Origin of the sequence: Enterococcus sp. AZ095a (assembly GCF_050546735.1) — a bacterium.
In the GTDB taxonomy this organism is placed as follows: Bacteria; Bacillota; Bacilli; order Lactobacillales; family Enterococcaceae; genus Enterococcus_D; species Enterococcus_D entomosocium.
In genome coordinates this window covers 359,685-383,452 of the sequence record NZ_CP172953.1, presented here as the reverse complement: position 1 = coordinate 383,452, position 23,768 = coordinate 359,685, and the positions used below count along the sequence as shown (strand labels likewise).

The 23,768-nt window shown below is 43.4% G+C and carries 21 protein-coding genes and 1 riboswitch; of the genes, 6 read left to right on the top strand and 15 right to left on the bottom strand.

Features of this window, described 5'->3' with window-relative positions:
* Positions 1-4 precede the first annotated feature (4 nt).
* Both IGJ26_RS01835 and IGJ26_RS01830 read right to left on the bottom strand, forming a co-directional pair.
* Complete coding sequence (locus tag IGJ26_RS01835; RefSeq protein ID WP_080555166.1) at positions 5-766, bottom strand: ABC transporter permease; 762 nt, start codon at positions 764-766, stop codon at positions 5-7.
* A gap of 1 nt (position 767) precedes the next feature.
* Positions 768-1,685 (bottom strand): ABC transporter ATP-binding protein, encoded by a 918-nt coding sequence (locus IGJ26_RS01830; RefSeq protein WP_430599812.1) that lies wholly within the window; start codon positions 1,683-1,685, stop codon positions 768-770.
* Between the two features lie 315 nt (positions 1,686-2,000).
* Between IGJ26_RS01830 and IGJ26_RS01825 the strand changes: the two genes are divergently transcribed.
* The 6 genes from IGJ26_RS01825 to IGJ26_RS01800 all read left to right on the top strand — a co-directional run bounded on the left by IGJ26_RS01825 (position 2,001) and on the right by IGJ26_RS01800 (position 8,976).
* On the top strand, positions 2,001-2,303 hold the full coding sequence (locus tag IGJ26_RS01825; protein ID WP_005232333.1) for a hypothetical protein: 303 nt from the start codon (positions 2,001-2,003) through the stop codon (positions 2,301-2,303).
* 147 nt (positions 2,304-2,450) lie between these two features.
* Positions 2,451-2,624, top strand: a riboswitch (Lysine riboswitch).
* Between the two features lie 115 nt (positions 2,625-2,739).
* Complete coding sequence (locus IGJ26_RS01820; RefSeq protein WP_005232337.1) at positions 2,740-4,329, top strand: ABC transporter permease subunit; 1,590 nt, start codon at positions 2,740-2,742, stop codon at positions 4,327-4,329.
* A gap of 11 nt (positions 4,330-4,340) precedes the next feature.
* The gene (locus IGJ26_RS01815) at positions 4,341-5,075 is read left to right on the top strand and encodes an amino acid ABC transporter ATP-binding protein (protein ID WP_005227196.1); all 735 of its coding nucleotides are present in this window, start codon (positions 4,341-4,343) and stop codon (positions 5,073-5,075) included.
* A 204-nt stretch (positions 5,076-5,279) separates the two neighbouring features.
* Positions 5,280-6,632 carry a branched-chain amino acid transport system II carrier protein gene (gene brnQ / locus IGJ26_RS01810; RefSeq protein WP_008376239.1) on the top strand — a complete coding sequence of 451 codons (1,353 nt, stop codon included), beginning with the start codon at positions 5,280-5,282 and terminating at the stop codon, positions 6,630-6,632.
* Positions 6,633-6,750: 118 nt separating this feature from the next.
* Positions 6,751-8,256: a helix-turn-helix domain-containing protein gene (locus IGJ26_RS01805; RefSeq protein WP_194199313.1), complete on the top strand. Its 1,506-nt coding sequence runs from the start codon at positions 6,751-6,753 to the stop codon at positions 8,254-8,256.
* A 360-nt stretch (positions 8,257-8,616) separates the two neighbouring features.
* Positions 8,617-8,976 (top strand): iron chaperone, encoded by a 360-nt coding sequence (locus IGJ26_RS01800; protein ID WP_005232344.1) that lies wholly within the window; start codon positions 8,617-8,619, stop codon positions 8,974-8,976.
* Between the two features lie 63 nt (positions 8,977-9,039).
* On the opposite strand, the gene IGJ26_RS01795 is transcribed toward IGJ26_RS01800, so the two are convergent.
* The 13 genes from IGJ26_RS01795 to IGJ26_RS01735 form a co-directional block, all read right to left on the bottom strand.
* The gene (locus IGJ26_RS01795; RefSeq protein ID WP_005232346.1) at positions 9,040-9,393 is read right to left on the bottom strand and encodes a hypothetical protein; all 354 of its coding nucleotides are present in this window, start codon (positions 9,391-9,393) and stop codon (positions 9,040-9,042) included.
* A gap of 107 nt (positions 9,394-9,500) precedes the next feature.
* The gene (locus IGJ26_RS01790) at positions 9,501-9,959 is read right to left on the bottom strand and encodes a low molecular weight protein-tyrosine-phosphatase (protein ID WP_005232347.1); all 459 of its coding nucleotides are present in this window, start codon (positions 9,957-9,959) and stop codon (positions 9,501-9,503) included.
* Between the two features lie 3 nt (positions 9,960-9,962).
* Positions 9,963-10,532: a TetR/AcrR family transcriptional regulator gene (locus IGJ26_RS01785; RefSeq protein WP_005227190.1), complete on the bottom strand. Its 570-nt coding sequence runs from the start codon at positions 10,530-10,532 to the stop codon at positions 9,963-9,965.
* Between the two features lie 208 nt (positions 10,533-10,740).
* Positions 10,741-12,201, bottom strand: coding sequence for a helix-turn-helix domain-containing protein (locus IGJ26_RS01780; RefSeq protein ID WP_194199314.1), 1,461 nt, complete (start codon positions 12,199-12,201; stop codon positions 10,741-10,743).
* A complete protein-coding gene (locus tag IGJ26_RS01775) occupies positions 12,179-12,670 on the bottom strand; it encodes a hypothetical protein (protein WP_008376250.1) in 492 nt (163 codons plus the stop codon). The genes IGJ26_RS01780 and IGJ26_RS01775 overlap by 23 nt, the downstream gene beginning before the upstream one ends.
* Positions 12,671-12,714: 44 nt before the next feature.
* Positions 12,715-13,515 carry a class A sortase gene (locus IGJ26_RS01770; RefSeq protein WP_430600003.1) on the bottom strand — a complete coding sequence of 267 codons (801 nt, stop codon included), beginning with the start codon at positions 13,513-13,515 and terminating at the stop codon, positions 12,715-12,717.
* Positions 13,505-14,587, bottom strand: a complete 1,083-nt coding sequence (locus IGJ26_RS01765; RefSeq protein WP_008376254.1) for a DUF916 and DUF3324 domain-containing protein — start codon at positions 14,585-14,587, stop codon at positions 13,505-13,507. Before IGJ26_RS01765 ends, IGJ26_RS01770 begins: the two co-directional genes overlap by 11 nt.
* Before the next feature lie 67 nt (positions 14,588-14,654).
* Positions 14,655-15,395, bottom strand: coding sequence for a WxL domain-containing protein (locus IGJ26_RS01760; RefSeq protein WP_061053664.1), 741 nt, complete (start codon positions 15,393-15,395; stop codon positions 14,655-14,657).
* Positions 15,396-15,406: 11 nt separating this feature from the next.
* Positions 15,407-16,207, bottom strand: coding sequence for a WxL domain-containing protein (locus tag IGJ26_RS01755; RefSeq protein WP_194199315.1), 801 nt, complete (start codon positions 16,205-16,207; stop codon positions 15,407-15,409).
* Between the two features lie 45 nt (positions 16,208-16,252).
* Positions 16,253-16,966, bottom strand: a complete 714-nt coding sequence (locus IGJ26_RS01750; RefSeq protein ID WP_194199316.1) for a WxL domain-containing protein — start codon at positions 16,964-16,966, stop codon at positions 16,253-16,255.
* Positions 16,899-17,267 carry an LPXTG cell wall anchor domain-containing protein gene (locus IGJ26_RS01745; RefSeq protein WP_194199317.1) on the bottom strand — a complete coding sequence of 123 codons (369 nt, stop codon included), beginning with the start codon at positions 17,265-17,267 and terminating at the stop codon, positions 16,899-16,901. Before IGJ26_RS01745 ends, IGJ26_RS01750 begins: the two co-directional genes overlap by 68 nt.
* A 14-nt stretch (positions 17,268-17,281) precedes the next feature.
* Entirely contained in the window at positions 17,282-22,165 is a 4,884-nt protein-coding gene (locus tag IGJ26_RS01740) for a hypothetical protein (RefSeq protein WP_429976548.1), read from the bottom strand.
* A 636-nt stretch (positions 22,166-22,801) separates the two neighbouring features.
* Complete coding sequence (locus tag IGJ26_RS01735; RefSeq protein WP_005227180.1) at positions 22,802-23,761, bottom strand: LacI family DNA-binding transcriptional regulator; 960 nt, start codon at positions 23,759-23,761, stop codon at positions 22,802-22,804.
* Positions 23,762-23,768 lie beyond the last annotated feature (7 nt).

Below are 23,768 nucleotides of genomic sequence, written 5' to 3'. Positions count from 1 at the left end.
GCTCTTACAATTCTTGTCTCTTAAACACCAGATGCGCAGCCAAGAGGCAAAGCAATAAACTGATCAGGCTCCCAAGAAAAATGGGTTGGACTGTTTCCCATGTTTGGAAAGTAGTCATGGTCACCATCTCTAAACCGCCTTGAAAGTCCAAGTATTCTAAAAACTTCCAGTTGGGTAAAGAGATTCGGGCAATCGCAAAGGCCATCGGAATAAAAATCGTCGCCAACACGCTGACCGCTGTATTTTTGGTCAAATACAAAACTAGCACTGCAAAAGAGGAAGTCGCTAATAAAATCAGTACAAAACTAACGAAATAATACAACAAGTTTTCTATCTGTGAAAGGTCATTATAACCAATCCCCCCAATAACCGTTCCCGCTACAAAGCTCACCAAACAAATCGCGACGATCTGTAAGACCAGCACCAATGTATAAACCAAGAATTTCCCAAAAAGATAAGCGGGTTTGGAGACACCAACGGTAATGATATTCTTCATGGTCCCTTTCGTGTACTCACTGCCTAAGACCTGCATCACCAATGGCAAGGAGTAATACAGCAACATGGAAGACAAACTGGTCTGGATCGCCAGAAAGCCAGTCATTTCCGTAAGGCTGCCTGCTGTTTGCGTACTATCCCCAAGAGTGACCCCTACACTACCATTGGAAACAACGGATAAAATCACCAACAATAAAATAATTCCTTCTGTGATCCAAAAACTTTTACTTCTTGATAAACGATACAAATCGGCTCGAATAAAATTCAACATCTTAATTTCCCCCTTTACTTGTTACTAACTCTTTGAAATACGACTCTAGATTTTCCCCTTCAAAAGAAATCCGGTCGATAGCGATCCCTTCATAAACCAGCTGACGGACCAGGTCACGAATCAACACATTCTCTTGATAAATATGAATTTTGTGGTCACTGACGACTTTATATTCGGAAATCAGCTGACTCTCTAGCAAGCGGCTAGCTGTGGCTACATCATCCACTTCTAATTGAATAAACCGTTTCGCCATCAGATCGAATTCGTGTTTGGTCATCTCTTTGATCAGACGCCCCTCACTAATGACCCCAAAACGTGTAGCCACTAGGTACAGCTCTTCTAAAATATGGCTGGAGATCAAAATCGTCATGCCACGTTCTTGATTCAATCGTAAAAGCAGCTCCCGAAATTCAACGATCGCTACAGGATCCAAGCCATTGATCGGCTCATCTAAAATTAGAAAATCCGGCTGATTCAATAAAGCAATCGCTAAGCCCAGTTTTTGTTTCATCCCTAAAGAAAAATCACGGTATTTCTTGTGGCCAACATTGGTCAATCCGACAAACGCCAATGCTTTACTGACCGCCTCAGGTTCCACCACCCCGCTGATTTTGCAATAATAGTTCAAATTTTGTTCAGCGGTCAATTGGTCGTAAGCGACTGGGGTCTCAATCACATTACCGACCCGTTTCAGCATCTGAGTGTACGCTTTGCCGCCTTCAACATCAAACAACTGCAGACTGCCACTAGTTGGTTGGATCAACTGAACGATCGCTTTTAATAGGGTCGTCTTCCCAGCACCATTTCTCCCCACCAATCCATAAATATCTCCCTTAGCGATCGTTAGATCGACATCATGTAGCGCCTGCTGTTTGCCGTAACGTTTGTTTAATCCTTTGATTTTAAGAACATTTTCCATTTTTACTTCCTCCTTGCTTGCTTCTGTGCTCATTCTAGCAAGCAGATCTAAATCAGCTATTAACTAATTATTAATTGATTCTTAACTCGTAGTTTTCTGCAAAAAACAGTTTATTTCTATTATACACAGCTGAAAATGAACCGATCTAGAAAAATCGTCTCTTTTCAGTAAACCCACCAATAGCAAATGTAGTAGATGATCTTTTCATTACTGCTCTTGCTCTTTGTTTTTTGCCTCACAAAGAAAGAGATTCCTTCATGACAAGGAACAAAAAACGTGGTAAACTAGTCACGAATCAAAGTGAGGTGAAATACATTGGTAGCAGCTATTATTTATTGGGCAATGATCATTATCAGTTTCGGTTGGTTGGCAGTCAGCTTATATTTCTCTATCTTCTATTTAGCACGTAAAGAAAATGGCAATTTATGGGCATTCGGCTTTTTAAATGTCATCACAGCAATCATTCAAGCCATCGTCCTTGTGGTTTACCGTACCTTCGGACAAGATTGGGGCGTTACACAATACTCAAGCCTCATCTATCTAGCACTTGGCTTATTGCTTGCTTTGACAGTCATCCAAGCTGTTTTAGGCCGTGAACCAAAAGCGAAAGTCGCTTAAGGGTTCCAATAGACACTCGTAAAAACGATCCGCTTTCTCTTTGATAAAAATAGGGAAATGGTCGTTTTTTTGTTAAAAAGAATTGACATTTGGGTGCTTTTCTTCTAAACTCTGAGAAGAATCAAATTAAATACGAGTACCCTTTAACATTTAGGTAGAGGTCGCGAGGTTCATTAATCCTGCTGAGTGAAGCAACACGTTTACAGCAGAGCTAGGGAACATCGCCGAAACAAGGTCGGTTTTGCTTGCATCGATTTTGTTGGGCCGCAAATGAACAATTTGCGGACTGTCTTAGCTTGTCTAAGTTGCGCTATGTTTTGTGAAAGGTTTGTCGACGATGACCTGTCAACAGCCGTTTTCCAATCATGGAGTACGGCTGTTTTTTTGCTTTTTCATCCTTACCTGCTTGTCCAACTCGTGAAAGGAAAGAGAAAAAATGAAAAAAAATAATTGGATCTGGGCAGTCTTCGCCCTCTGTCTAACCCTCATTCAGCTGCCCCTAACCGTGCAAGCGGATGACCAAACGCCTGCGGAACAATTCCGTGTCGGTATGGAGGCAGGCTATGCCCCATTTAACTGGACGCAAACGACGGACGCCAATGGTGCCGTGCCGATTTCTGGGGAAGAAGGCTCGGCGTTTGCCGGTGGTTACGATGTCCAGATCGCCAAACGAATCGCTGAAGGCTTAGGCAAAGAATTAGTGATCGTCAAAACCCAATGGGACGGTCTGCCGCCAGCTTTACAAGCGGGGACTATCGATGCTGTGATCGCTGGTATGTCACCAACTGCCGAACGTCGCGAGCAAATTGATTTTACCGATCCTTACTATGAATCAGATTTGGTGGTAGTGGTTCGTAAAGATGGCGAGTTCGCCGATGCCAAAAGCCTCGCTGATCTTTCGGGGGCAAAAATCACTGCCCAGCTGAATACTTTCCATTATACGGTCATAGATCAAATCCCTGAGGTCCAAAAAGAACAAGCCATGCGGGACTTCTCCTCCATGCGCGTTGCTTTAGCTTCGGGTATCATTGACGGCTACGTCAGCGAACGTCCAGAAGGCGTCACTGCCGTCGGGGCAAATCCTGATTTGAAGATGGTCGAGTTCGATGAAGGCGCCGGTTTTGAAACCAATCCAGAAGACGTCCAAGTAGCAGTCGGAATGCGCAAAGGCGATCCCGATGTTGAAAAAGTCAATGAGATTCTTGCAGGAATTTCTGAAGAAGAACGGGTTTCCCTGATGGATCAAGCAGTCTTAGATCAACCTGCAGATGCCAGCGGAGAAACGGCAGATCAAGGTCTGATCGCTGATTTTAAAAAAATCATTGATGATTACGGCATGCTCTTTTTACGAGGCGCTGGCTTGACCTTATTCATCGCGATCCTTTCAACGATCATCGGATTGATTATCGGTCTTTTAGTCGGTATCTTCCGGACATTGCCGCTTTCAGAAAATCCAGTAGGACGTTTCTTCCAACGCATCGTCAATGGTTTACTGACCATCTATATAGAAGTTTTCCGCGGCACCCCAATGATGGTTCAAGCAATGGTTATTTTCTACGGAACTGCTCTAGCCTTTGGTGTCTCCATGAATCGCACGCTGGCAGCCGTGCTGATCGTTTCTATCAATACGGGTGCCTACATGTCTGAAATCGTTCGTGGGGGGATTTTTGCTGTAGATGACGGCCAATTTGAAGCAGCTCAAGCCATCGGAATGACTCATTGGCAAACCATGATCAAAGTCGTGTTGCCGCAAGTAATGCGCAATATTTTACCAGCTACCGGAAATGAGATCATTATCAATATCAAAGATACTGCCGTCTTAAGTGTTATCAGTGTTGCAGACCTCTTCTTCCAAGGTACATCAGCCGCTGGAACGAACTTCCAATACTTCCAAACATTTGCGATCATCGGTGTGATCTACTTAGTCTTGACCATCAGTGCCACCCAGATCTTACGCTTTGTTGAACGCAAAATGGATGGTCCCAGTGCGTATGTCAAATTAGAAGACATCAACCCGAACGAATAAGGAGGAAGAACATGTCAGCAATCATTGAAATTGACCATTTAAAAAAGAGTTTTGGCGACAACGAAGTCTTAAAAGACATCAGTTTGTCTGTTAATAAAGGAGAAGTTGTCACGATCATCGGTTCTTCTGGTTCAGGAAAATCTACACTTCTTCGCTGCATCAACTTATTAGAAAAACCAACCAGTGGGCAAATCATCTACTTAGGTGAAAATGTGCTGGAAAAAGGCTATGACTTGCCGAAATACCGTACGCATCTAGGAATGGTTTTCCAATCCTTTAACCTATTCAACAATATGAATGTATTAGAAAACTGCGTGACGGGCCAAGTCACTGTTTTGAAACGTGATCGCAAAGAAGCAGAAGCGACTGCCAAAGAAAATCTGGAGCAAGTCGGTATGGCTCAATATGCCAATGCCAAGCCTTCCCAGCTTTCAGGTGGACAAAAACAACGGGTAGCCATTGCCCGTGCCTTATCGATGAATCCAGATGTCATGTTGTTTGATGAGCCGACTTCTGCGCTAGATCCAGAAATGGTCGGTGAAGTGTTGAAGACCATGAATACGTTAGCTCATACTGGCTTGACGATGGTGATCGTTACCCACGAAATGGGCTTTGCCAAAGAAGTGTCTGATCGGGTCATCTTTATGGATCAAGGTGTCATTGCCGAACAAGGGACGCCTGAAGATATCTTTATTCATCCAAAAGAGCAACGCACCAAAGAATTCCTTTCCCGTGTGTTGAATTAATTTTCTGTCTTGAAACACTTAGCGGTCTTCTTCCGAGCTTTTTCGTCCTTTTTCAGTAAGCTTGGAAGAATTCAATGCTAAGTGTTTTTTTATTGCAGGAGGAGTAATTGTCAGAATTTATCAAAAAATCACAAAAAACCATTGCTATTTGTTAGAAACTTTGTTATTTTTTTTAAAACTAAGGAATTATAGGAGCTTTCATTTATGGAAAAAAAGTTACAGTTTAAGGATTACATGTATGTTGGATCAATGCTTTTCGGTCTTTTCTTTGGTGCCGGAAATCTGATTTTCCCCGTTCACATGGGACAAGAAGCTGGCGCGAATGTCGGCTTAGCCAACCTTGGCTTTTTAGTTACAGGGATCGGCTTGCCATTTTTAGGGGTCATTGCTATTGGCGTTTCCCAAAGCAGCGGTGTTTTTGAATTAGCTTCTCGGATCAATCGCCGCTATGCAATGATATTTACGATTTTGCTTTATTTAGTGATTGGGCCATTCTTTGCTCTCCCTCGTTTGGCTACTACTTCTTATGAGATCGGGATCGCTCCCCATGTTTCATCAGACATGCAAACTTGGTTATTGGCGTTGTTCTCTGCCCTATTTTTTGGAGCTGCCTGGTGGTTTTCACGCAAACCTAGCAAAATCTTAGATTATGTAGGGAAGTTTCTAAATCCCTTGTTTTTGGTCTTACTAGGAGTTTTGCTCTTTTTTGCCTTTTGGCAACCACTAGGAACCATCAGCGATGCGCCGATCTATCCTAGCTATCAAAGCGATGCTTTCTTTACTGGTTTCACAAACGGCTACAATACTCTCGATGCGCTGGCATCTTTAGCCTTCGGGATCATCATCGTCTCAACGATTCGCAATATGGGGGTTGAGAAACCTGCGACGGTCGCAAAAGACACGATCCTTTCCGGCTCTGTCAGCATCGTGTTGATGGGGATCATCTATACCTTACTTTCTTATATGGGAACCAAAAGTTTAGGCCAGTTTCCCATCAGCGAAAACGGTGGGATCGCTTTGGCACAAATCGCCAACCATTACCTTGGCACTGTCGGCAGTCTGCTATTGGCATTGATCGTCATCTCTGCCTGCTTAAAAACCGCCATTGGTTTGATCACGGCCTTTTCCGAAACCTTTGCTGGATTGTTTCCAAAGCAAAGCTACGGATTCTTTATCGCTTTGACAAGTATCTTACCAGCGATCTTCGCTAATGTCGGCTTGACCAATATCATCGAGTTTTCTATTCCAGTCTTGATGTTTATCTATCCACTGGCGATCACTTTGATTTTGTTGGCGATCATCAGTCCATTATTTAACCATCGTGCCAGTGTCTATCGAATGACGACATACTTCACGTTGATCGCTGCAATCATCGACGGCTTAAATGCGAGTCCTGCAGTGATTACCAACAACGCTTTCGTGCAAGGAATCTTGTCTTTTGCGTCAGATTATCTGCCCTTTTTCCAAATCGGGATGGGGTGGGTCGTACCAGCTGCGATCGGATTTTTGATCGGTTTGCTATGGTCGTGGTTCAAAAAAGACCCTGTTTCAGCCTAAATTAGTTAAAAAGATGAAAATAACCTACCTTTTTTTAAAGGGTAGGCTATTTTTTTGATTAAAAAGACTGACAGTTTCGTAAAAAAAAGATACAATAGAGCCACAAAGGAGGATACCTATGTTTTATGAAGAACTTATGATGGACCCGCAAACATTAATTAAATTTAAAATATTCCGGCGTATGCTGACTCTGCAAAACCCTAGCCACCCAATCGCACAATTGGCAAAGGAAATGGAGTTAAGCTACCAACAAGCTTTTATAGAGTTGACTGAGATCGACCAAGATCTAACTGAGTTAACTCCGGATCATATGTCGATACTCGGTCGTGGCGGTAAATTACAGCCTCAGAATATCGCGGTAACGATCGATGAATACCGCTTCTATTTATTGAATAAAAGCGTTCCGTTCTTATATGTTCTTTACATGCTGAATGAAGACAATCCTACGATCACGGATTTTTGTGCAAAATACGATGTCAGTCGTTCAACGGTGTCTCGCAAATTTGAACATCTAAAAAAACATTTGAAGCAATTTCAGCTTCGCTTTACGTACACTGAATCAAACTTAGTGGGCGATGAGCGTCTTGTGCGGCTCTCCCTATTCAATATCATTTGGTTAGGTACTCGTGGAATAGAATGGCCATTTGCGATCGCTGAGAGTGAGACAGAAAAAATGGTGGATCGATTCACGGAGTATTTCCCAATGACTCATTCTTATCTTGGCCGATTAGAGTTGAAGTATTTCGCCGCCTTGATTCTTTTACGAATCAAAAAAGGGAATTTTGCCAAATACGACAAGCGGTACAATTTCCTGATGAAAAATAATCCATATTTCGATTTTGAGCGTTTGACACAAGTCGTTGATCCTGAAGTTTCAATGACAGACAAACAATTAAAAGGCGAATCAGGGTTTATTTATTTGATGGCGCAAATCTTCCCATTCTACTTGAGTCCTGAAGAAGAAGCTTTGCAACAAACCTTGCAATTCTTTTCAAGCAAACAAAACCCAGTTTATCCGTTAGTCGCAGACTTGTTAGCAGAGATGAAAGCAACCTTCTTTGCTTCACAACCTGGCCTGTTAGACGAGCCATTGGTCGTGGGTAATTTAATCAATGTGACTTTCGGCAACTACGTTTTCCGTCAGCCGTTTCCAAATATCTATCGCTTGCTGACACCCTCGATCAATCGCGGGTCTGCTGAAGAGCAGCTGCAGCAAAAAATCGATGAATTCTTAACGAACTATCGCGAAGAATCAGCGGTGGACTATATCAATGATGAAAACCAAGATCAGATGGCAACGATGTATACCCACGCCCTGCTGCCGTTTTATGATCAAATCCGTTATTCGAATCGTTTACGGGTAGGGGTTGCGTTAGAAGATAATTTCTTAGTCGTTCAAGGATTGAATCAATTCCTACATGACTTGACCTTCGTAGCAGCAGAACCTTATGATCTAAACCAGCAAGAAAATTATGATGTCATCGTTAGTTCCAATCAGTTGATGAAAAAACTCAAACCAGAAAAAATGAGTTATATTTGGGATTATGCGGCAGACGATCGGCAATACATTGATTTGTATCGTACGTTGAAAAACCGTTTTGATGAAAAGAACCTTTCTCTGTAACCAAACCGTTACGGTTTCTTAAGAACTTCCGAAAAGATTTGTCACAGAATATTCATATTTATCTCGTATACTCTATGTATACCAACAAACAACCCTAACTAACACTTTTTCATTTTTAACTCCTTCCCGTCGGCCACCCACCGACGGGTCTTTTTTTACTTATTTTCGCAGCCAGCAAACTTAAACACTTTCCAATCTTTTCTCCACAAAAAATTCATATTTGGACAGTATAGTATACATAACCCAACAAACAACCCTAACTAACACTTTTCATTTTTACTCCTTGCCTGTCAGCTACCCACTGACAGGCTCCTTTTTTTCTTACGGGGTTTGCCGTATACTAAAGGCAGGAGGTGGCCTATGACAACAGCCATTACGACAGTTGACCAATACATTGCAGCAGCTCCAGCAGAACGACAAGCGATTTTAAGAAAGGTCCGTCAAACCATCAAAGCCGTTTTACCTGAAGCGGTTGAAAAGATCAGTTATCAAATGCCTACTTATCATCAGGGAGAAAATATCGTACATTTTGCCTGCGCCAAACAGCATCTAGGCTTTTATCCCACGCCTTCTGCGATCACGGCCTTCCAAGAGGACTTACAACCATACAAGACCAGTAAAGGGGCGGTCCAGTTTTCTTTTGCACAGCCGATCCCTTACGAACTGATCGCTGTGATGACCGCTTGGCGACTCGCAGAAGTCAAAAACAAGCACGCGTAACTAGCAATTAAAAAACCGCTATGTCTAATGACGCAGCGGTTTTTTTGCTATGCACAGGCTTGTTTACAAGCCGGGTTTTGTATTCAAGGTGCTAACTTTCAGCACATGATGCAGGGGAATAATCCGCAGCTGCTGACGGTCGCTTTGTAATTTCAAGACAACTTGTTCTTTTGCTACCGTTTTGCCGACGATCCAGCCGGTAACGGTTTCAAAACCACCCAACTTCTCTGTTTTTACTTGCAGCACGACCAGATGCTTGGCAGCGGCTGCCTCTTGCAGCGTTCGCCGGATTTCTTTGACTTTCTCAGACTGATTCTTCTTGTCAGCATCATCACTGAAAAAGGTATCCAGCAACGTTGTGGATGTCATCACAATGAGTTTGCCCAATTGTTTGATGGGCGATGGTTTCTTTTCCATTGGACATTCCTTTCTGCGCGTTGCAGCAGTTTCTAAAACCACACATACGTTCGCATTTCCATGGTTCTATTTTAGCAAATTTTTGATAAAATACAAGCGAACACGCCTTATTTTTCAGAAGAAATAACCTCTAGCCAATAAGGAATCCCCTCTTGCAGCAGTTGATAGGTCTCTTCGAAATCTCCTGTATAATAAGGATCTGGTACTTCCTCAGCCTCTTTGCCAGGAACAACACTCAAATACGAACGGATCTTTGCGGTCGTATCGGCAGGTGCTAGCGCTTGAAGTGTTTCAACATTGTTCGCATCCATGCCGATGATCCAATCAAATGTGGCAAAATCCGCTTCAGTGATCTGCCTTGAAATAAGACCGTCACTAGAGATCCCTGCTTGACGCAGTCTTTTTTTGGTTCCGGGATGAGCAGAATGTCCGACTTCCCATGAGCTGGTCGCTGCCGAATCGATCTGCCAATCCAACTTGTGTTTTGCTATTTCTGCTTTATAAATAGCTTCTGCCATGGGGGAACGGCAAATATTACCTAAACAAACAAATAAAACTTTCGTCATCGCTTACTGCTCCTCTTTTTCATAGATTTGGTGGCCAAAAAATTCCACATCCTTCGCCAAACGAAACAATTGCGTCGCAATCTCTAATGGGGTCTCTGGAAAGTCGTTGTGAATCCAATTTTCCAAAATGCCTCCGCAGCCGTAGGAAAAGAATCGGCTATAAAATAGAATGTCTTGTTTCGTCAATTGCTGCTCTTGATCGACCTCCAAGAACAAGCGCTGAAAAAGCGGTTCTGTGATCTGTAAAAAACCGTTCATTAAGATCTCGCGGTCATAAGCCAGTGATTTGCGGTAAAAGGCCGGCGCTTGTTTCATTGCTTTCAGCATGCGCAAGGCGGCTTCTTCCCAGTTATCAAGGGAGACATCTTCTGTCGTCAAAAAAATCAGGGCATCTTGCCGATAGATCCATTGGATCAAAGCTTTTTTATCAGGAAAATGGTAGTAAAACGTCTGCCGATTGACTTGCGCCTTTTCGGCGATCTCCTGTACGCTGATTTTATTCACTTCTTTGGTCTCACAAAGGGTGATCAATGTCTGGCCAATCACAGCCTTCGTTTGTTTCCCATCCATCATAGGGCACCTCTTTTTCTTCTCTTTCTATCATACCAAATTTTCTAGCAAAAAAAAATCCTATCAAATGGTCCTTTTTCACAGACCTTATCCGAACACTTCGTCAGGGCAATAGATCCCTGTGTGCTTTTTGCATATGGCTGATTTCTGCAAAAAACGCCTGCCTTCATTTGAGGCAGACGCTGCTTTCGATAGTTAAACGGCAAGATGCTCACTGTGCCATTTTGGTTTGAAATTGTTCTCTGCGAATCACGCTGATTTTTTCAGTAAAATTGGCCCAATCGATGGGTCTAGGTGGTGCTAGCCATAAAATATGGTCGATCCCCAACGCACCATAAAATGGCAGGTTTGAAAGAATCAGGTGCGTATGATCATCTGGGTAACTCTGGAATTGTACATTCAAATCGAGAATTTTTTCAATATTCTTTTTGATCATCTGGTTGTAGGAATCACCAAATGAAAAATCAACACAGACATATAAAGGAACCAAAATCTCTTTTAAGGGAATCGTAGAAACTAATAAAATAAGGTATCTAAAAAACAAAAACTCTTTATTGTTCCATAAGATCGGTCGATTACGACTTTCTTCCAGATAGTTGCGGCAAAAGGCAGCATATTCAGGATACGTCTCAAGAAAATACGTGACATCCATGTATTGGTACTCATAGCGAGAACTAAAAGAAAACGACAGGAGCTGGTAATGAATCGTAGTCGTTTCGGCATGAAGCAGTGCCAACGTGTCCGTGGCTAGCGAAAACTGCTGTTGGACCGCCTGAATAAACTGCTCGTTTAATTGTTGGATATAGGTTTGTTCTTGGTCGATGTAGCTATTATTGTCGATCAGCCAACCCTCAACGATCAAAAAGCGCAAAATATCTCGTGCTTCACGTTCTAGGACTTCTTGATCGTTGATCGTCAAGATCTCCTGCAACCAACGCTTCAAATCTTCAATGATCACTAAATGTTTTGGCAAGACTAAATCGTTTTCCACACTGTTTTGTATGAAATGTCCTTTAGACATCCGCGCCAAAACAATACCTAGATAATGTTTCTTGCGAATCCGCATGCGGGCAGACTGTTCTGGATTCAGCCAAGTACTTTCATTGAATCGATCAAAGGTTTTTTCTTTGTCCAAGATACATTTTGGGAAAGGGGAATGGTTCAAATAATATTCCTTCATAAAAAAGAGAAAAATAAACTCCCGAATCTCACTTTCTTCACCCACCAGCTGAAACTCTTTCGTCACTTCAATGTCGTATTCTTTCAAGATCAGTTTAAACTGTTTAAATTCTTTATAGACGGGATTATGACTTAGATAGTGATTGGTAGCAAATTCGTATAAAGAAGACAATTGCTCAAAAAAGCATTCTTTCAACATAGAAAATTTTAACGCTTGATCTAGATAATAGGTCAGTAGTGTGTCTGAAGTTGCCAGCCCGGAGGCATTCAGTTTAATGACCGTCCCATCGGTCACGATCTCAAATTCCTCATTCAATCCTAGTTCATAAAAATCAAGATTCAATTCTTGAACGGTTTTATTGATCAGAAATTCCGACATGGTCAATTGGTCCATCAATGTTTCCTTCGTTTCAGAAAGAGCGACTGCGTTTTCCAAATATTGCAGCATCATCAATTTTCGTTTGTCCGCCTTATTCAAAAATGTCACAAACATGCGTTTTCAAGCCTCCGTTATTTTTTTGGCCATAAAGAACGTTTCCTGAAAATAGATAGCATAAGCTGGCAAGATACGAAGGTTTGTCATCCCCGTCACCATCCGTATTATTTCCCGGCAGTGCTAAATCGACAGCCAAACGATCCGACGCAAAAACATCTTCTAACATGACTCGTTGTGCTAAGTGCTTCTGTTTTTCCAAAAAACTGCTCTCTGGAAATGCGGATTGTTCCTGTTCTTTTTTCGGAACAGGCTCCGGTTCAGGAGCCGGTGATTCTTTGGATTCTTCCTTTTCTGCAGGCGGTTCATCTGCTTTCTCCGTAATTTCTTCTGGCGGATCCTTTGGGACGATTTCTTCTGAGGGGTCTAGCGGATTATAGATAGTCGCAAAAACAACTTGTTCTGTGACAAGATCGATCATTCCAATAATCATGCAGGCACCAATGACAAAACCAAATCTGCGTTTCATTTCTTCACCCTCCTTATCAACAGAGCTTCTTTTTGATGCTCTTTCTACGGCGCTGAACGTTTCAACAGTTTGTGAACGCCAAGCAGACATCCACTAATTATAAATAAAATAACAAATAAAAGAAACCAATTTTTTTTAGATTGTTGTCTCCATAACATTTCTTGTTTTTTAGCCATCACTCTCGCGCCTTGTGACGTACTGCCCATGGTCGCTGTGTTTTGCGACTGTCCGGCAGTTGCTTGCTCAACAGGAATCGCTGTCAGCACGTAGCGTTCTTCTGTTCGAGTAGGTGTGGGACAAGTAATCAATGTCAACTTTGGTGTCTGGTCATCTGTTAGAACCGACAAGTCGGATTCATCTACGACTTTTTTATCGATAATAATATACTGCTGGCGTTCCTCGAGGTAGGTTACGGACACTTCCATCCCCACCTGTGCTTCTAGCAATTGACCAAATAACAAACTTTGTCTACCGAGATGATGCCCTAAAACGACAAAATTGTTATTTTTTAACAAACGTTCCGGAAACATCACGACACCGCCTTTCAGCAGCTGCTGATTGGTTATCCCCACCAATAGTGGCTGCTGGAACTCGATCGCTTCAATTGCAACAAAGCCGTACCCGGTGATCGTTGCCGACTGCGGAGCCAATACATCCCCTAGAGCCGGCATTTGAATCGTTTCTTCTTCTGAAATCGTTGTCGGCAGCTGGGTCGCTATCGTCAATTCGCTTGTGCGTAATTGCCAACTGACGATGCTTTCTTTTAAAAAAGGAAGTGCCAACAAGAGGATACCTGCGATGATCAAGCCATCGATCAAGTATTTCTCAAGGTGCTCACGCTTCATCCGTTTCATTTTTTTTCTTTCGTCGGTACCATAAAAGCAGCAGTAAGGCGAGCAGCAGCAACAGACCGCCGATCAAGAAGTAAAGCCACGTGTAATCTGTTTCGATCGTCACATCTTTCTTATTAAGATCACGAGCGACATCTCCCGTCACTGTGAATTCTTTTTCGAAGCTCCATTTATAGAGATAGCTTTCTTCCTCGCCTTCTTCATTCTCCACTTTGTATTGTCCTTCATCGCTTTTCCCACCGTAGGCCACGGAAGTCAACACATAGGTCCCTGCTTCTAAACGTTGTCCTTCCAAGGAAATTGGGTACGAAAAGTTTGAATTAGGTGCCATTTGCATTCGTGAGGTATCTGAAGCATACAAGACGTCACTATCACCTTTCTTCCTCACTTCATTGATCAACCGCAAGGAATTTAAGTAAGCTGCTTCAGGATTTTGCAACGTAACATTGATGGTATTGCGGGCGTTGACTTGTCCCGGTCCAACATCCAGCAGTTTTAGATCCGGCGTGACTTCTGTTGTATTTTGACGGAGTAAAATCGCAACGACATAGGCATACTCATTCTTGATGGCTAACCCTTGGTCTTCTTCACTGTCAGCAGTATCGGTTTCCGCTGTCGTTTCTTTCAAGGTCAAACCACCGGCAATAACCCCTTCAAACGGTTCTGAGGGCATACTGATCTTTAATGGCAAGGTGATTTGGGATTGTTTCGGGATCGTGATCTCTTCCTCCACTTCAATCAAATCAGCCATATCATAAGGCAAGGTTTCGTCCGCTTCGATGTCGTTTTCGCCATATTCCACGACCCCGTTTAGATTCGTGGTAGCTGAAGCGATCACTGGCGCGATGACGACCTCTTGATCGGTGTCATTGCGCAATTGGACTTCTACAGTTTGAACCGCTCCCGGCTCCATTTTCAAGTCAAAATAAGTCTTTTCTTTATCGATTTGATTCTCTGGAATCACTGGATTGACGGCAAAGTTAAATTCAGAAGCGGTTCCTATGGTTGGTACAAAAAAGAAAATACTTGCGAATAGGAGCGCCAAAAGCTGTTTGATTTTTTTCATGATGGATGTCCCTTCTTTCTATGTATTCTCCTTGAACCTCGAAAGGGTTCAAGGAGAAAGCTGGTACTTATGGGTTGGTTGGTGTGTCTGTTAGTAACCAAGTAAACGTGGTGTTGTATTGGCTGGCATATTTCGTCGTTGAGCCTGGAACTTCCAACTCAATGCTATCCATGGCTGCAGCTAAACTATCGCCCCAGCTCATTAAATAGGTCCCTGCCCCTTCGCCATCTTGGGCACTCATCACTAAGGATTGGGCACCGTTTGGATTCAATGTGATCGTTGCGCTCACATTTGATGGTTTTGGTGACAATGAAGGAGTTACTACAGTTCCCTTCGTCAAACGAATTTGCGCAGCAGTCAATTCTTGATTTTCCGCTGTTTTGAACTGACCATTTTGACGAACATTCAATGTCCAACCGCTCTCTGTTCCCCGATTGTCTGTCACTTGGACAAAATTCGGTCCTTCTTGATTATCACCAACTGAATCCACATATTTTTGAGTTTCCGCATGGTAGATCTCTGTTTTTGAGGTGATTTTTTGTGTGCCAAAGTAAAGGCTTGAAGCAAAATCAATCGATAGCGGTCCGTTCGTTCCTGGATTTGGTCCATCTGGGTCCGTTGGATCCACTGGTTTGATCGGATTTTCTGGATCTGGATCTGTTGGGCTGATTGGATTGGTTGGATCCGTATTTGGTTCAAAGGTGATTTGTCCATTTGAGTTGTAATCTGCACTGTCCGCTGCTTGTGCCAGCACTGGTGCGGCTAGGCTTAAGCCTAACACTGAGAGAAATGCTAATGTTTTTTTCATGTCTATACTCCTTATCCTTCCGCTCCTGGTGTATCTGATAATACCCAAGTCAATGTGGTTGTGTAGCTAACGGCATCTTTTGGGGTGCTGCCTGGTACAGAAAGTGCGACTGCTTTGGTAATATCGGCTTGTACTTCTTGATCATCTTTGTCTATTTCAGTGATCGACTCAACGCTTCCCCAAGCATTGACCCATGTCCCAGCACCTGTTTGATTTGCTGCAGTCATCACCAATGATTCAGCACCTGCTGCATCCAACGTGATTGTCGCTTCTGCCACTGGAGCAGTGACGCCAATCGCATTTGATTTAACGGCAGGGCTTGTTAGAGTGATGACAGAACCAGTCAATTCTTGATTCAACGTCGATTCATTTTTAAATTGTCCATTTTGCTTCACAGACAACCGCCAACCGGCATTACTACCACGATTATCAGTTACTTGGACATAATTGGCAGTTTTTAATGCAGAAGCTGTGCCATCGTCATTCAAGTACCCTTGTGCTCGTGCATAATAAACTTCGTTTTTATTGGAGATTTTATTGACACCAAAATCTAAGCTAGAGGCATAATCGATCGATAACGGGCCATTTGTTCCAGGGTTTGGTCCATCGGGATCGGTTGGATCCACAGGATTGACCGGGTTTTCTGGATCTGGATTTTCTGGATTGACTGGGTTCGTCGGATCGGTATTTGGAATAAAATCAACCGCCCCATTTGATGTGTAAGAAGCCGCTTCGGCTGCTGAAAACTCGGTTGCTGCACTCGCTGCTGCCAATACGGCAAGACTTAAAAAGACCCATGCTGTTTTTTTCATTTCTATTTGACACTCCTTTATCTTTTTTACTGAAAATCAGTGATTCTAATTGCTGTCAGGGACATTCTTTAAATTCCAAGTCAATGTCGTCCGATACTCTTTGGCTAATTTTACGGAACTGCCTGGCACGTTTAATTTTACTGCTGTTGACCCTTCCGTTGCATCGTTCCCAAACTTGTAGATCCAAGTGCCCATTCCTTTTCCGACAGGTGCGTTGACCAAGGTGATTTCACTATCGGGTACAAAGGTATGACTTGCAGTAACTGTTGGTGCATACTGCATATCGGTGACTGAAGTTGCTGCGCCAGAGGCGATCGACAATGAAGCGCCAACTAGCTCTTCGTCATCAGCCGTTTTGAATTGTCCGTTTTGCACAACACTCAATGACCAACCTTCTTGCGTTCCTCGTTTATCTGTTACTTGCACATAGTTTGGTCCAGCAGCGCCAGCTGTGAACTCTTGCAGCTGTGCGTAATAATCTTTTGTTTCAGAAGTGATCAGTTGGTTGCCAAATTGAAAACTTGAAGCAAAATCGATCGATAATGGTCCAGCTGTTCCAGGGTTTGGTCCATCTGGATCGGTTGGATCGACGGGATCCACTGGTTTTTCTGGATCGGTCGGATCAACTGGATTGGTTGGATTCGGGTCCGCTTCAAAAGTGATTGCTCCATTTGAGGTGTATTCAGCGGCATTAACGGTTGTTGGTAACAGAGCAGTGCTCATCAATAGAATGCCTGCCGTCAAGAAAAGTTTTTTCATTTTTTGTTCTCCTTTTGATTAAAATGATTCCTGCTGCCAACAAAACGACGAGACCACTGCTTTGATAGCTATTAAAGTGATCCGACCCTGTTGCAGGCAGAATGTTGTTGCCTGTTTGATTTACTTGTTTATTCCCTGGCTGTTCTTTTACGGGCTCTTCTGGCTCCTCAACTGGTTCTTCATAGACACCGAAAAAGGAAGTAATGCCATTGCTGTCATAGGCACCTGCTTCGGCTGCTGAAACGAGCTGAGGAAACATTAATAGACAGCCCGCAATAATACCGATCATGATTTTTTTCATTTATTTTCCTGCCTTTATGGGTTGCCAGGTGCCGAAACCAGCTGCCAGCTCAAGGTTCCTTGATAGTCCCCGACTTTTTGCTGTTCGACTGGAACGGTAAGCTTGATTCCTTCATTCTGACTTTCGCCCCAGTGCTGATTCACGACGTATGTGCCATTTTCTGTCAATTCCGTTTCCTCGATGATCATTTCCCCACTGGTTATGATCTGTTCTTGACCGTTTGTCACAAAGCGGAAGACATCGGTTAATTGATCTGTCCCATCCGTTAATGGCTGTTGCTCTTTGACCGTCAAGCGCCATGGACTCCGTTCGGACCCTCTCGTATCTTTCACCGCTAGCTCGCCTGTGATCGTTGGCCAATAATCTTGTGTTTCTGTGGCAACTTTCTGCTGCCCAAAATCAAAGTCTGTTGGCACACTGCTTAAAATAAGCTCGCCGGCAACTGCGACATTGACGACTTTTTCTGCCCGTTGACTGCCTGTTTCATAATGGTAAGCCGTTGATACATTTTTCAACAGCTCATCTTCCGTTGCTTGCTGGATCGCGGCAAAAGCTTGCGGATCGACAGTCGGTGGTACATTTGCCCGATTATCTGCAAAAATCGTGGTTGCTTGGGTATAGTCTGCCAAAGCGGCTTCATCTGTCAGCGCCGTTGCTTCTGGTAAGGTCAAACGGACATCTTTTGCATAGACGGCAAATTGCCGATCAGCAGAAATGACACTTTCATTTTTGACCACCACCAGATTCACGGTAGTTTCTGCCTGATTCTGATCGTTTTCCCCTACTGAAAAAGTGATCGCTTGTTTGCGGTAGACCGCTGTTTCTAACGGTTCTTGAATCGCAGCTAAGACCTCATCTGTCAGCGTATCCTTAAAGAAAGGACGCCCGCTGGCTTCGAGATAAGTCACGGCTTGTTCTTTGCTCAGCGATTGTGCCTCTTGTTCTGTAATGATCACATTGCGGGCTTGGACTTCCGCCTTATTTGAGTAGCGGACACTGATATCGTAACTATACTCCCCATCAGGACTCGTCCAATCAACTGGTTCTGAATCTGGTTGTTCTGTCAACTGCTGATCCGTGCTATCCAGCTTGCTGGATTTGATTTGACCGGCATAGACCCATGAACCGGACGTTTGGGTTTCTGGTGTAAACGTCAATGTTGGCAATTCCGTTACCGTGTAGGGAATCAATAAACGCCCTTTTTGCACCTGTGTCCCCGCCTGCTCAGTTCCCCATGCTTGCAAGGTCAGCGGCGTATTGTTCTCTTTGACTGCCGTTACATTGTGACTAATGGCGCCAATCCCGTTAGCGACTCCCGGTGTTTCGACTTCGTAGTTAATGATCGAACCTGGTATCGCAATACCGTACCCGTTGGCTGCATTGGTCACATCGTTGTCCCCGATGAAGGTTTTCCCAGTCGCTTTTTCGATCCCGCTGAAGTTGATTGGCGTGATCGCTGCAGCATTAGCAGCAGTTGGATTTATAGTCAGTACTTGATAGGCACTAACCGCTCCAAACCACGTCCCTTGACTGTTGACTCGAGAACCTGCATCATTGGTCGTCGTTTTCAGCCACGTTAAATGATCTTTGTCCGTATCTGGTGTTGCGAAATCTGAAAGATTGATTCGCCCCGTTCCCGGCGGTGACTCAATCGTCCCTTTGTCTTCCACCGTTAACTTCGCGCCTGAAATCAAATTCGTTGCAGAAGAAATACCGATACCGGCATCCTTGGAAAGATGGATGTCACCGAACTGATGATAGGTCGTTGCGTGATTCGCAGCAGTGGCTGAACGGCCATTTTTGATGTCTCCCCCATTGGCCATTAGCTTGATGCCGTTTGTCACATTCAATTCGGTAAAGTTGACGATTCCCAGACCCGTCACAGCGATTGGATCAGTTTGATAAGAAGCTGTCCCATCGACATTTTCACCAAAGCTCATCTTCACTTGATTGCTGCTGTTGGCTACGATCGTGTTCGTAAAGTTGTCTGACGCATTTCCGCCTGAAATCCCATTGATACTTTTGGCTCCTTGAACCCGCATCTCGACATCTCTTAAAATTCGATTTGAAGAAATGTTTGAATAATTTGTTGTATACAAGTTACCGATACTTGATCCTTCAGCTTGTATATTAATATTGATTTTACCGCTTCTTGTGTTGGCGGCCGTTGAACCACCATCGCCATAGATCGTTGCACCATTCAGTGCATCTGACCCCGGCTTTGTGTATATGTTCAATGTAATCGTATTGGTACTATCAGTCCCAACGATGTTGGTACTGTTAAACGGATTTCCACCTGAGATATTCGTTCCTGAAGGAAGCTTAAATTCCCCTTCATAATCCCTTAGGTCGATTGTTAATTGTGCATCCCCTAGCAGCGAACCTGCATTCGTGATTCCCCCAGAAAAAGCACTTGGACCTGTCCGAGGTGTTCCAGAAAAATCTCCGCCGTAAATTCGATTATCAGAATTTCCATTGATCGTGTGTCCCGAAAAATATCCATATGATGCACCCATTGAGGCATTGATGATACCATCATGAACAGTGACTGAAACGTCCCCTGTAATTTTGGCATCCCCCCAACCGCCGCCACTAAGAAACCAGTCGACTTGACCGTAATTTACTTCAGCATGTGAATTACCGAATACACGTTTACCGGTATATCCTGCACCTTCCAAAGTATCAACGATCCCGCCATTCAAGATGTTTGCCGTGTTTCCCTCGATGATTCCTGAAAAACCACCACCATAGGTCCAACGAGCGACTACATTGTTTAAGACTGTTTTTGTATCCCCATAAATATAAAGGTTGGTTGCTTGCACACCATTGGTACCGCCTCCGCCTACGATATCAAACGTTCCGACACCATTTGCTCGTGAATTCAAGCTATTTGAATAGGCGATACCATCTTTATAAGATCGTCCCCCATAACTGTAGACGAATCCAGGTCCGCCGACCGTGCGAGAATCATTTAATACGCCGACTTCGACAGTTGTGCTGCCGTCAATAAAGCCACCATACCCAGCTGCCCGCGTATACGATAAGTTGTCTCCTCCATAGCTGACACAGCCTTCTAGGATTTTCGTCGTAATATCACCGTATACTTTAAAGCGAGCAGTGGTTTCAGCGTAAGCCCGGCGATCAGTTGGTGTCATCGCGTCATACACACTATCGGATCCAGTTTGCAGACTGGTAACACTTACGTCCATTCCTGCTCCGCCATCGACACGATTGAACGACCCTTGATTGTAGTCACCTGCTTTAATCGTATTTTCAATACTCCCAGTAATCGTTCCATTGGTTCGATTGGCACCAATAAAATAGGCTGCTCCTGTAGAATAGGCGCTAGTGTCTACTTGGTTCGTAATCGCTGTTTGCTCTCGTGTCTGTCCAATATTTCCTTCTCTGGAACCACCATAATAATTCAATCCTGTACCGGTCCAACCACCCACTCCTGTGAGAGTATTGTGGACTGTTCCACCAATGTTCCCGTATTGAACACCGCCATAATAGGTTCCTAAACGGAAATTGGTGTTCGTTGTTTGAAAGACTGTTGCGACATTACCGGTAACATTGGCTGTATTTGAAGTAGTGGTTCCGACACCGCCCCCATAATAATTGGTCAGTGTGCCATTTAGTCGATTGATCGTGACACTGGTATTCCCATCAATCGTACCGATATTGGCACCTCCTGCAATCGTACTGATGCCGCCCACCGTATTATTTACGACAACCGCTGTATTCCCAGTCAATGTACCACCGCTTTGATTCCCACCATAGATGTTCCAAGTTCCAGAGCCTGTCGCATTTACAGTGATCGTCGGATTTCCAGTAAGGTCGCCATTGTTGCTTCCTCCATAAATAGAAAGGCCATTGCCGGTGGAACCACCGTTCAAGGAAAGACTATGCCCATTCATGTACATTCTCGTCCCCGTATAGTTGAGGTTTCGAATCACTACATCAGAACCGAAGTAGATGTCCGTACCAAAAGGAACGGTTCGACTACCCGAAGTCAACGTTGTTGCATCTGCGATGGGATCATCACTATGCCCTGTGATGATTAAGCGGCTTATTTTTCCTTGTAGTGCATAAAAAGTCATATTTGTATTATCCACTGTATCTGAAATCGTTTTTGAAGTCAGATTTGTTGGCAAAGACGGTAAAGCTGAGCCAGAGCCAACATACAAAGCAAATTCTTGGCCATTGCCGTTTTGATACATATCGAACAACGCTTGACGAATCCCTTCAGCACTATTGGTGTATTCTGCATATGCTGAATCATCTCCAGCTGGACTTGGTACAGCGATCACTTTCGTTTTATCGGCTTCTGCAATGATCTCTTTAATCGATTGTTCTGCCAACGAGATGTCCGCCGCTCTTGCCTTAACAGTCGGTTTAAAAACAGCAGTCAAGGTTTGATTCTCCGTGAGAATCAATTCGGTCAGCGCTTGACTTGTATAGACCGTACCGTCTAACGCCCATCCTTCAAAATTCCTATCATCTTCAAAAGCCGGCAGTTCACTTTCTTTTAATGCTTCCCCTTTATTTTTGCTGATCTGGATGCGAGTTTTTCCGGTAGCAAATACATGCTCCTTGTCTGTCAGAAAGGTCACCTGTACTTCTTCTACAGCTTCCGATGAAACTTCTGTTTCAGCTGAAGCTGTGTCAGTGGCTCCTGTAGACGAATCTGTCGAAGCAGGTTCGCTAGATGCTTGCACGTCAGTTTCGTTCGTCTCTTCCAGACTGTCGATCGATGAAACGACAGGGTCAGAAGAAGACATACTTTGTTCTTCACTTGTTTTTGTAACACTTTCGGCTTGTGCCACTACCATTGCATATGAAAAACACGGACCTGATGTTAGTAGAAAAACAAGTAAAGTTGTTAAAAACCGTTTCACTTTATCCCTCCTATCTTAAAAAAATAAACGTATCGCGCAGTGCACGCCCTGTGTTACAACTCTTAGTTTAGCGAGTTGACGAAAGAGAATTATAATTCTTTTTTTCTTCCATTCAAAATTATGATTATAATTGTTTTTTCATAATTCCAATTTTTGTAACTTCCACATCTTACAGCTATTAACTACTCATCAATTAAAAAAAAGCTCAAATTATCAAGATGAATTACCGACTCTTTTCAAAAAAATGCTTTTCTCTTTCATAAATCATACAAAAAACGAGGGATAAATCAACACCATAAATTAAATTAAGATGAGAAAAATAAATAGAAAGTTAAAATATTTGACAAAAACTAATGTTCCAAAGGTCTTTTATATAAGCCAAAAATAGTAAGTTAAAAGAACGCTTCCCGTCTTCTCTCCGTAGTTAATGATAATGTTATAATCAAAAAATGAATAAAAAACGTTATTTAAAAATTTCAGCACACATAAAATAACAAAATAAAAAATATTATTTTTTTTATAAATCACTGATTTCGATAAAAAAAGGAGTGTTATCGTTTGAAATAACGCAAAAAAAGCCTCAAACAGCGTACCTTGTTTGAGGCTTTTTCAACTATTTTTCCTTTAATGGATCAATTAAATAAATGATCCACCATCCACAAAAGTGGTATAAATATGCTCGTCCGCCACTGGTTCCCCTTGGATCGATTGTACGATTTTCTCAGCTGCAACCATCCCCCATCGATGTTTCGAATAGGAGATCGTCGCTAAGCGCGGCTGCACAAAAGCGCCTAATTCCGTGTTATCAAACCCGATGATGCGGATCTCTTTTCCGATGCGATAGTCGGTCTCGCGGACATATTTGTAGACACCGATCGCCATTTCATCATTGAAGGCAAAGATATCAATGGGAAACTGGGGATCATTTGCTAAGAGCTGTTTTGCCGCTCGATAACCAGAAGGTTCCGTGAAGTCACCAGGAATGACTTCATAAGGAATACCAAAGCGCGTCAATTCTTTCGTACTGGCTTCCAAGCGCTCCCGACTGTCGTAGCCTTTTTCTGGCCCTGCTAAGAGGAAGACTTTTTGGCTTTGTCCAGCGATCAAGCGATCGATCGCCAGCGCCGCCCCTCCTTTATTGTCTAACAAGACTTGATGGATATTTTCATGAGACAAGACACGGTCTAACACGACGATTTGATGTCCTCGTTGGGCGTATTGCTCGATTTCCTTTGCTGGAAACGTCCAATCCAAAATGATGGCACCGTCCACCATCCGCTCAGGAATAAACAAGTGTGATTTCTTGCCGCTGCAGACGATCATTTCATAGCCGAAAAGTTCCAACCCTTTCTTGATGCCATCTAGCAATTCCCCATAAAAACTTCCGGCATAATCGGCGAGATAAACACCGATGATGTTGGTTTGTCTGCGTTTCAGTGTGCGAGCAGCCATGTTCGGAACATAGTTCAATTCGTTTGCGATCGCTTGAATCCGCGCACGGGTTTCCTCGGTCACTTTTGGACTGCCATTCAATGCATACGAAACGGTGGATATGGAGACACCCGCTTTTTGGGCAATATCTTTGATTCCTACCATGGCTTCT

What these genes read in the sequence shown, in the direction of transcription:
- IGJ26_RS01835 (WP_080555166.1), bottom strand. Translation starts at nt 766, where the DNA reads ATGTTGAATTTTATTCGAGCCGATTTGTATCGTTTATCAAGAAGTAAA.
- IGJ26_RS01830 (WP_430599812.1), bottom strand. Translation starts at nt 1,685, where the DNA reads ATGGAAAATGTTCTTAAAATCAAAGGATTAAACAAACGTTACGGCAAA.
- IGJ26_RS01820 (WP_005232337.1), top strand. Translation starts at nt 2,740, where the DNA reads ATGAAAAAAAATAATTGGATCTGGGCAGTCTTCGCCCTCTGTCTAACC.
- IGJ26_RS01815 (WP_005227196.1), top strand. Translation starts at nt 4,341, where the DNA reads ATGTCAGCAATCATTGAAATTGACCATTTAAAAAAGAGTTTTGGCGAC.
- brnQ (WP_008376239.1), top strand. Translation starts at nt 5,280, where the DNA reads ATGGAAAAAAAGTTACAGTTTAAGGATTACATGTATGTTGGATCAATG.
- IGJ26_RS01805 (WP_194199313.1), top strand. Translation starts at nt 6,751, where the DNA reads ATGTTTTATGAAGAACTTATGATGGACCCGCAAACATTAATTAAATTT.
- IGJ26_RS01800 (WP_005232344.1), top strand. Translation starts at nt 8,617, where the DNA reads ATGACAACAGCCATTACGACAGTTGACCAATACATTGCAGCAGCTCCA.
- IGJ26_RS01795 (WP_005232346.1), bottom strand. Translation starts at nt 9,393, where the DNA reads ATGGAAAAGAAACCATCGCCCATCAAACAATTGGGCAAACTCATTGTG.
- IGJ26_RS01790 (WP_005232347.1), bottom strand. Translation starts at nt 9,959, where the DNA reads ATGACGAAAGTTTTATTTGTTTGTTTAGGTAATATTTGCCGTTCCCCC.
- IGJ26_RS01785 (WP_005227190.1), bottom strand. Translation starts at nt 10,532, where the DNA reads ATGATGGATGGGAAACAAACGAAGGCTGTGATTGGCCAGACATTGATC.
- IGJ26_RS01780 (WP_194199314.1), bottom strand. Translation starts at nt 12,201, where the DNA reads ATGTTTGTGACATTTTTGAATAAGGCGGACAAACGAAAATTGATGATG.
- IGJ26_RS01775 (WP_008376250.1), bottom strand. Translation starts at nt 12,670, where the DNA reads ATGAAACGCAGATTTGGTTTTGTCATTGGTGCCTGCATGATTATTGGA.
- IGJ26_RS01770 (WP_430600003.1), bottom strand. Translation starts at nt 13,515, where the DNA reads ATGAAGCGTGAGCACCTTGAGAAATACTTGATCGATGGCTTGATCATC.
- IGJ26_RS01765 (WP_008376254.1), bottom strand. Translation starts at nt 14,587, where the DNA reads ATGAAAAAAATCAAACAGCTTTTGGCGCTCCTATTCGCAAGTATTTTC.
- IGJ26_RS01760 (WP_061053664.1), bottom strand. Translation starts at nt 15,395, where the DNA reads ATGAAAAAAACATTAGCATTTCTCTCAGTGTTAGGCTTAAGCCTAGCC.
- IGJ26_RS01755 (WP_194199315.1), bottom strand. Translation starts at nt 16,207, where the DNA reads ATGAAAAAAACAGCATGGGTCTTTTTAAGTCTTGCCGTATTGGCAGCA.
- IGJ26_RS01750 (WP_194199316.1), bottom strand. Translation starts at nt 16,966, where the DNA reads ATGAAAAAACTTTTCTTGACGGCAGGCATTCTATTGATGAGCACTGCT.
- IGJ26_RS01745 (WP_194199317.1), bottom strand. Translation starts at nt 17,267, where the DNA reads ATGAAAAAAATCATGATCGGTATTATTGCGGGCTGTCTATTAATGTTT.
- IGJ26_RS01735 (WP_005227180.1), bottom strand. Translation starts at nt 23,761, where the DNA reads ATGGTAGGAATCAAAGATATTGCCCAAAAAGCGGGTGTCTCCATATCC.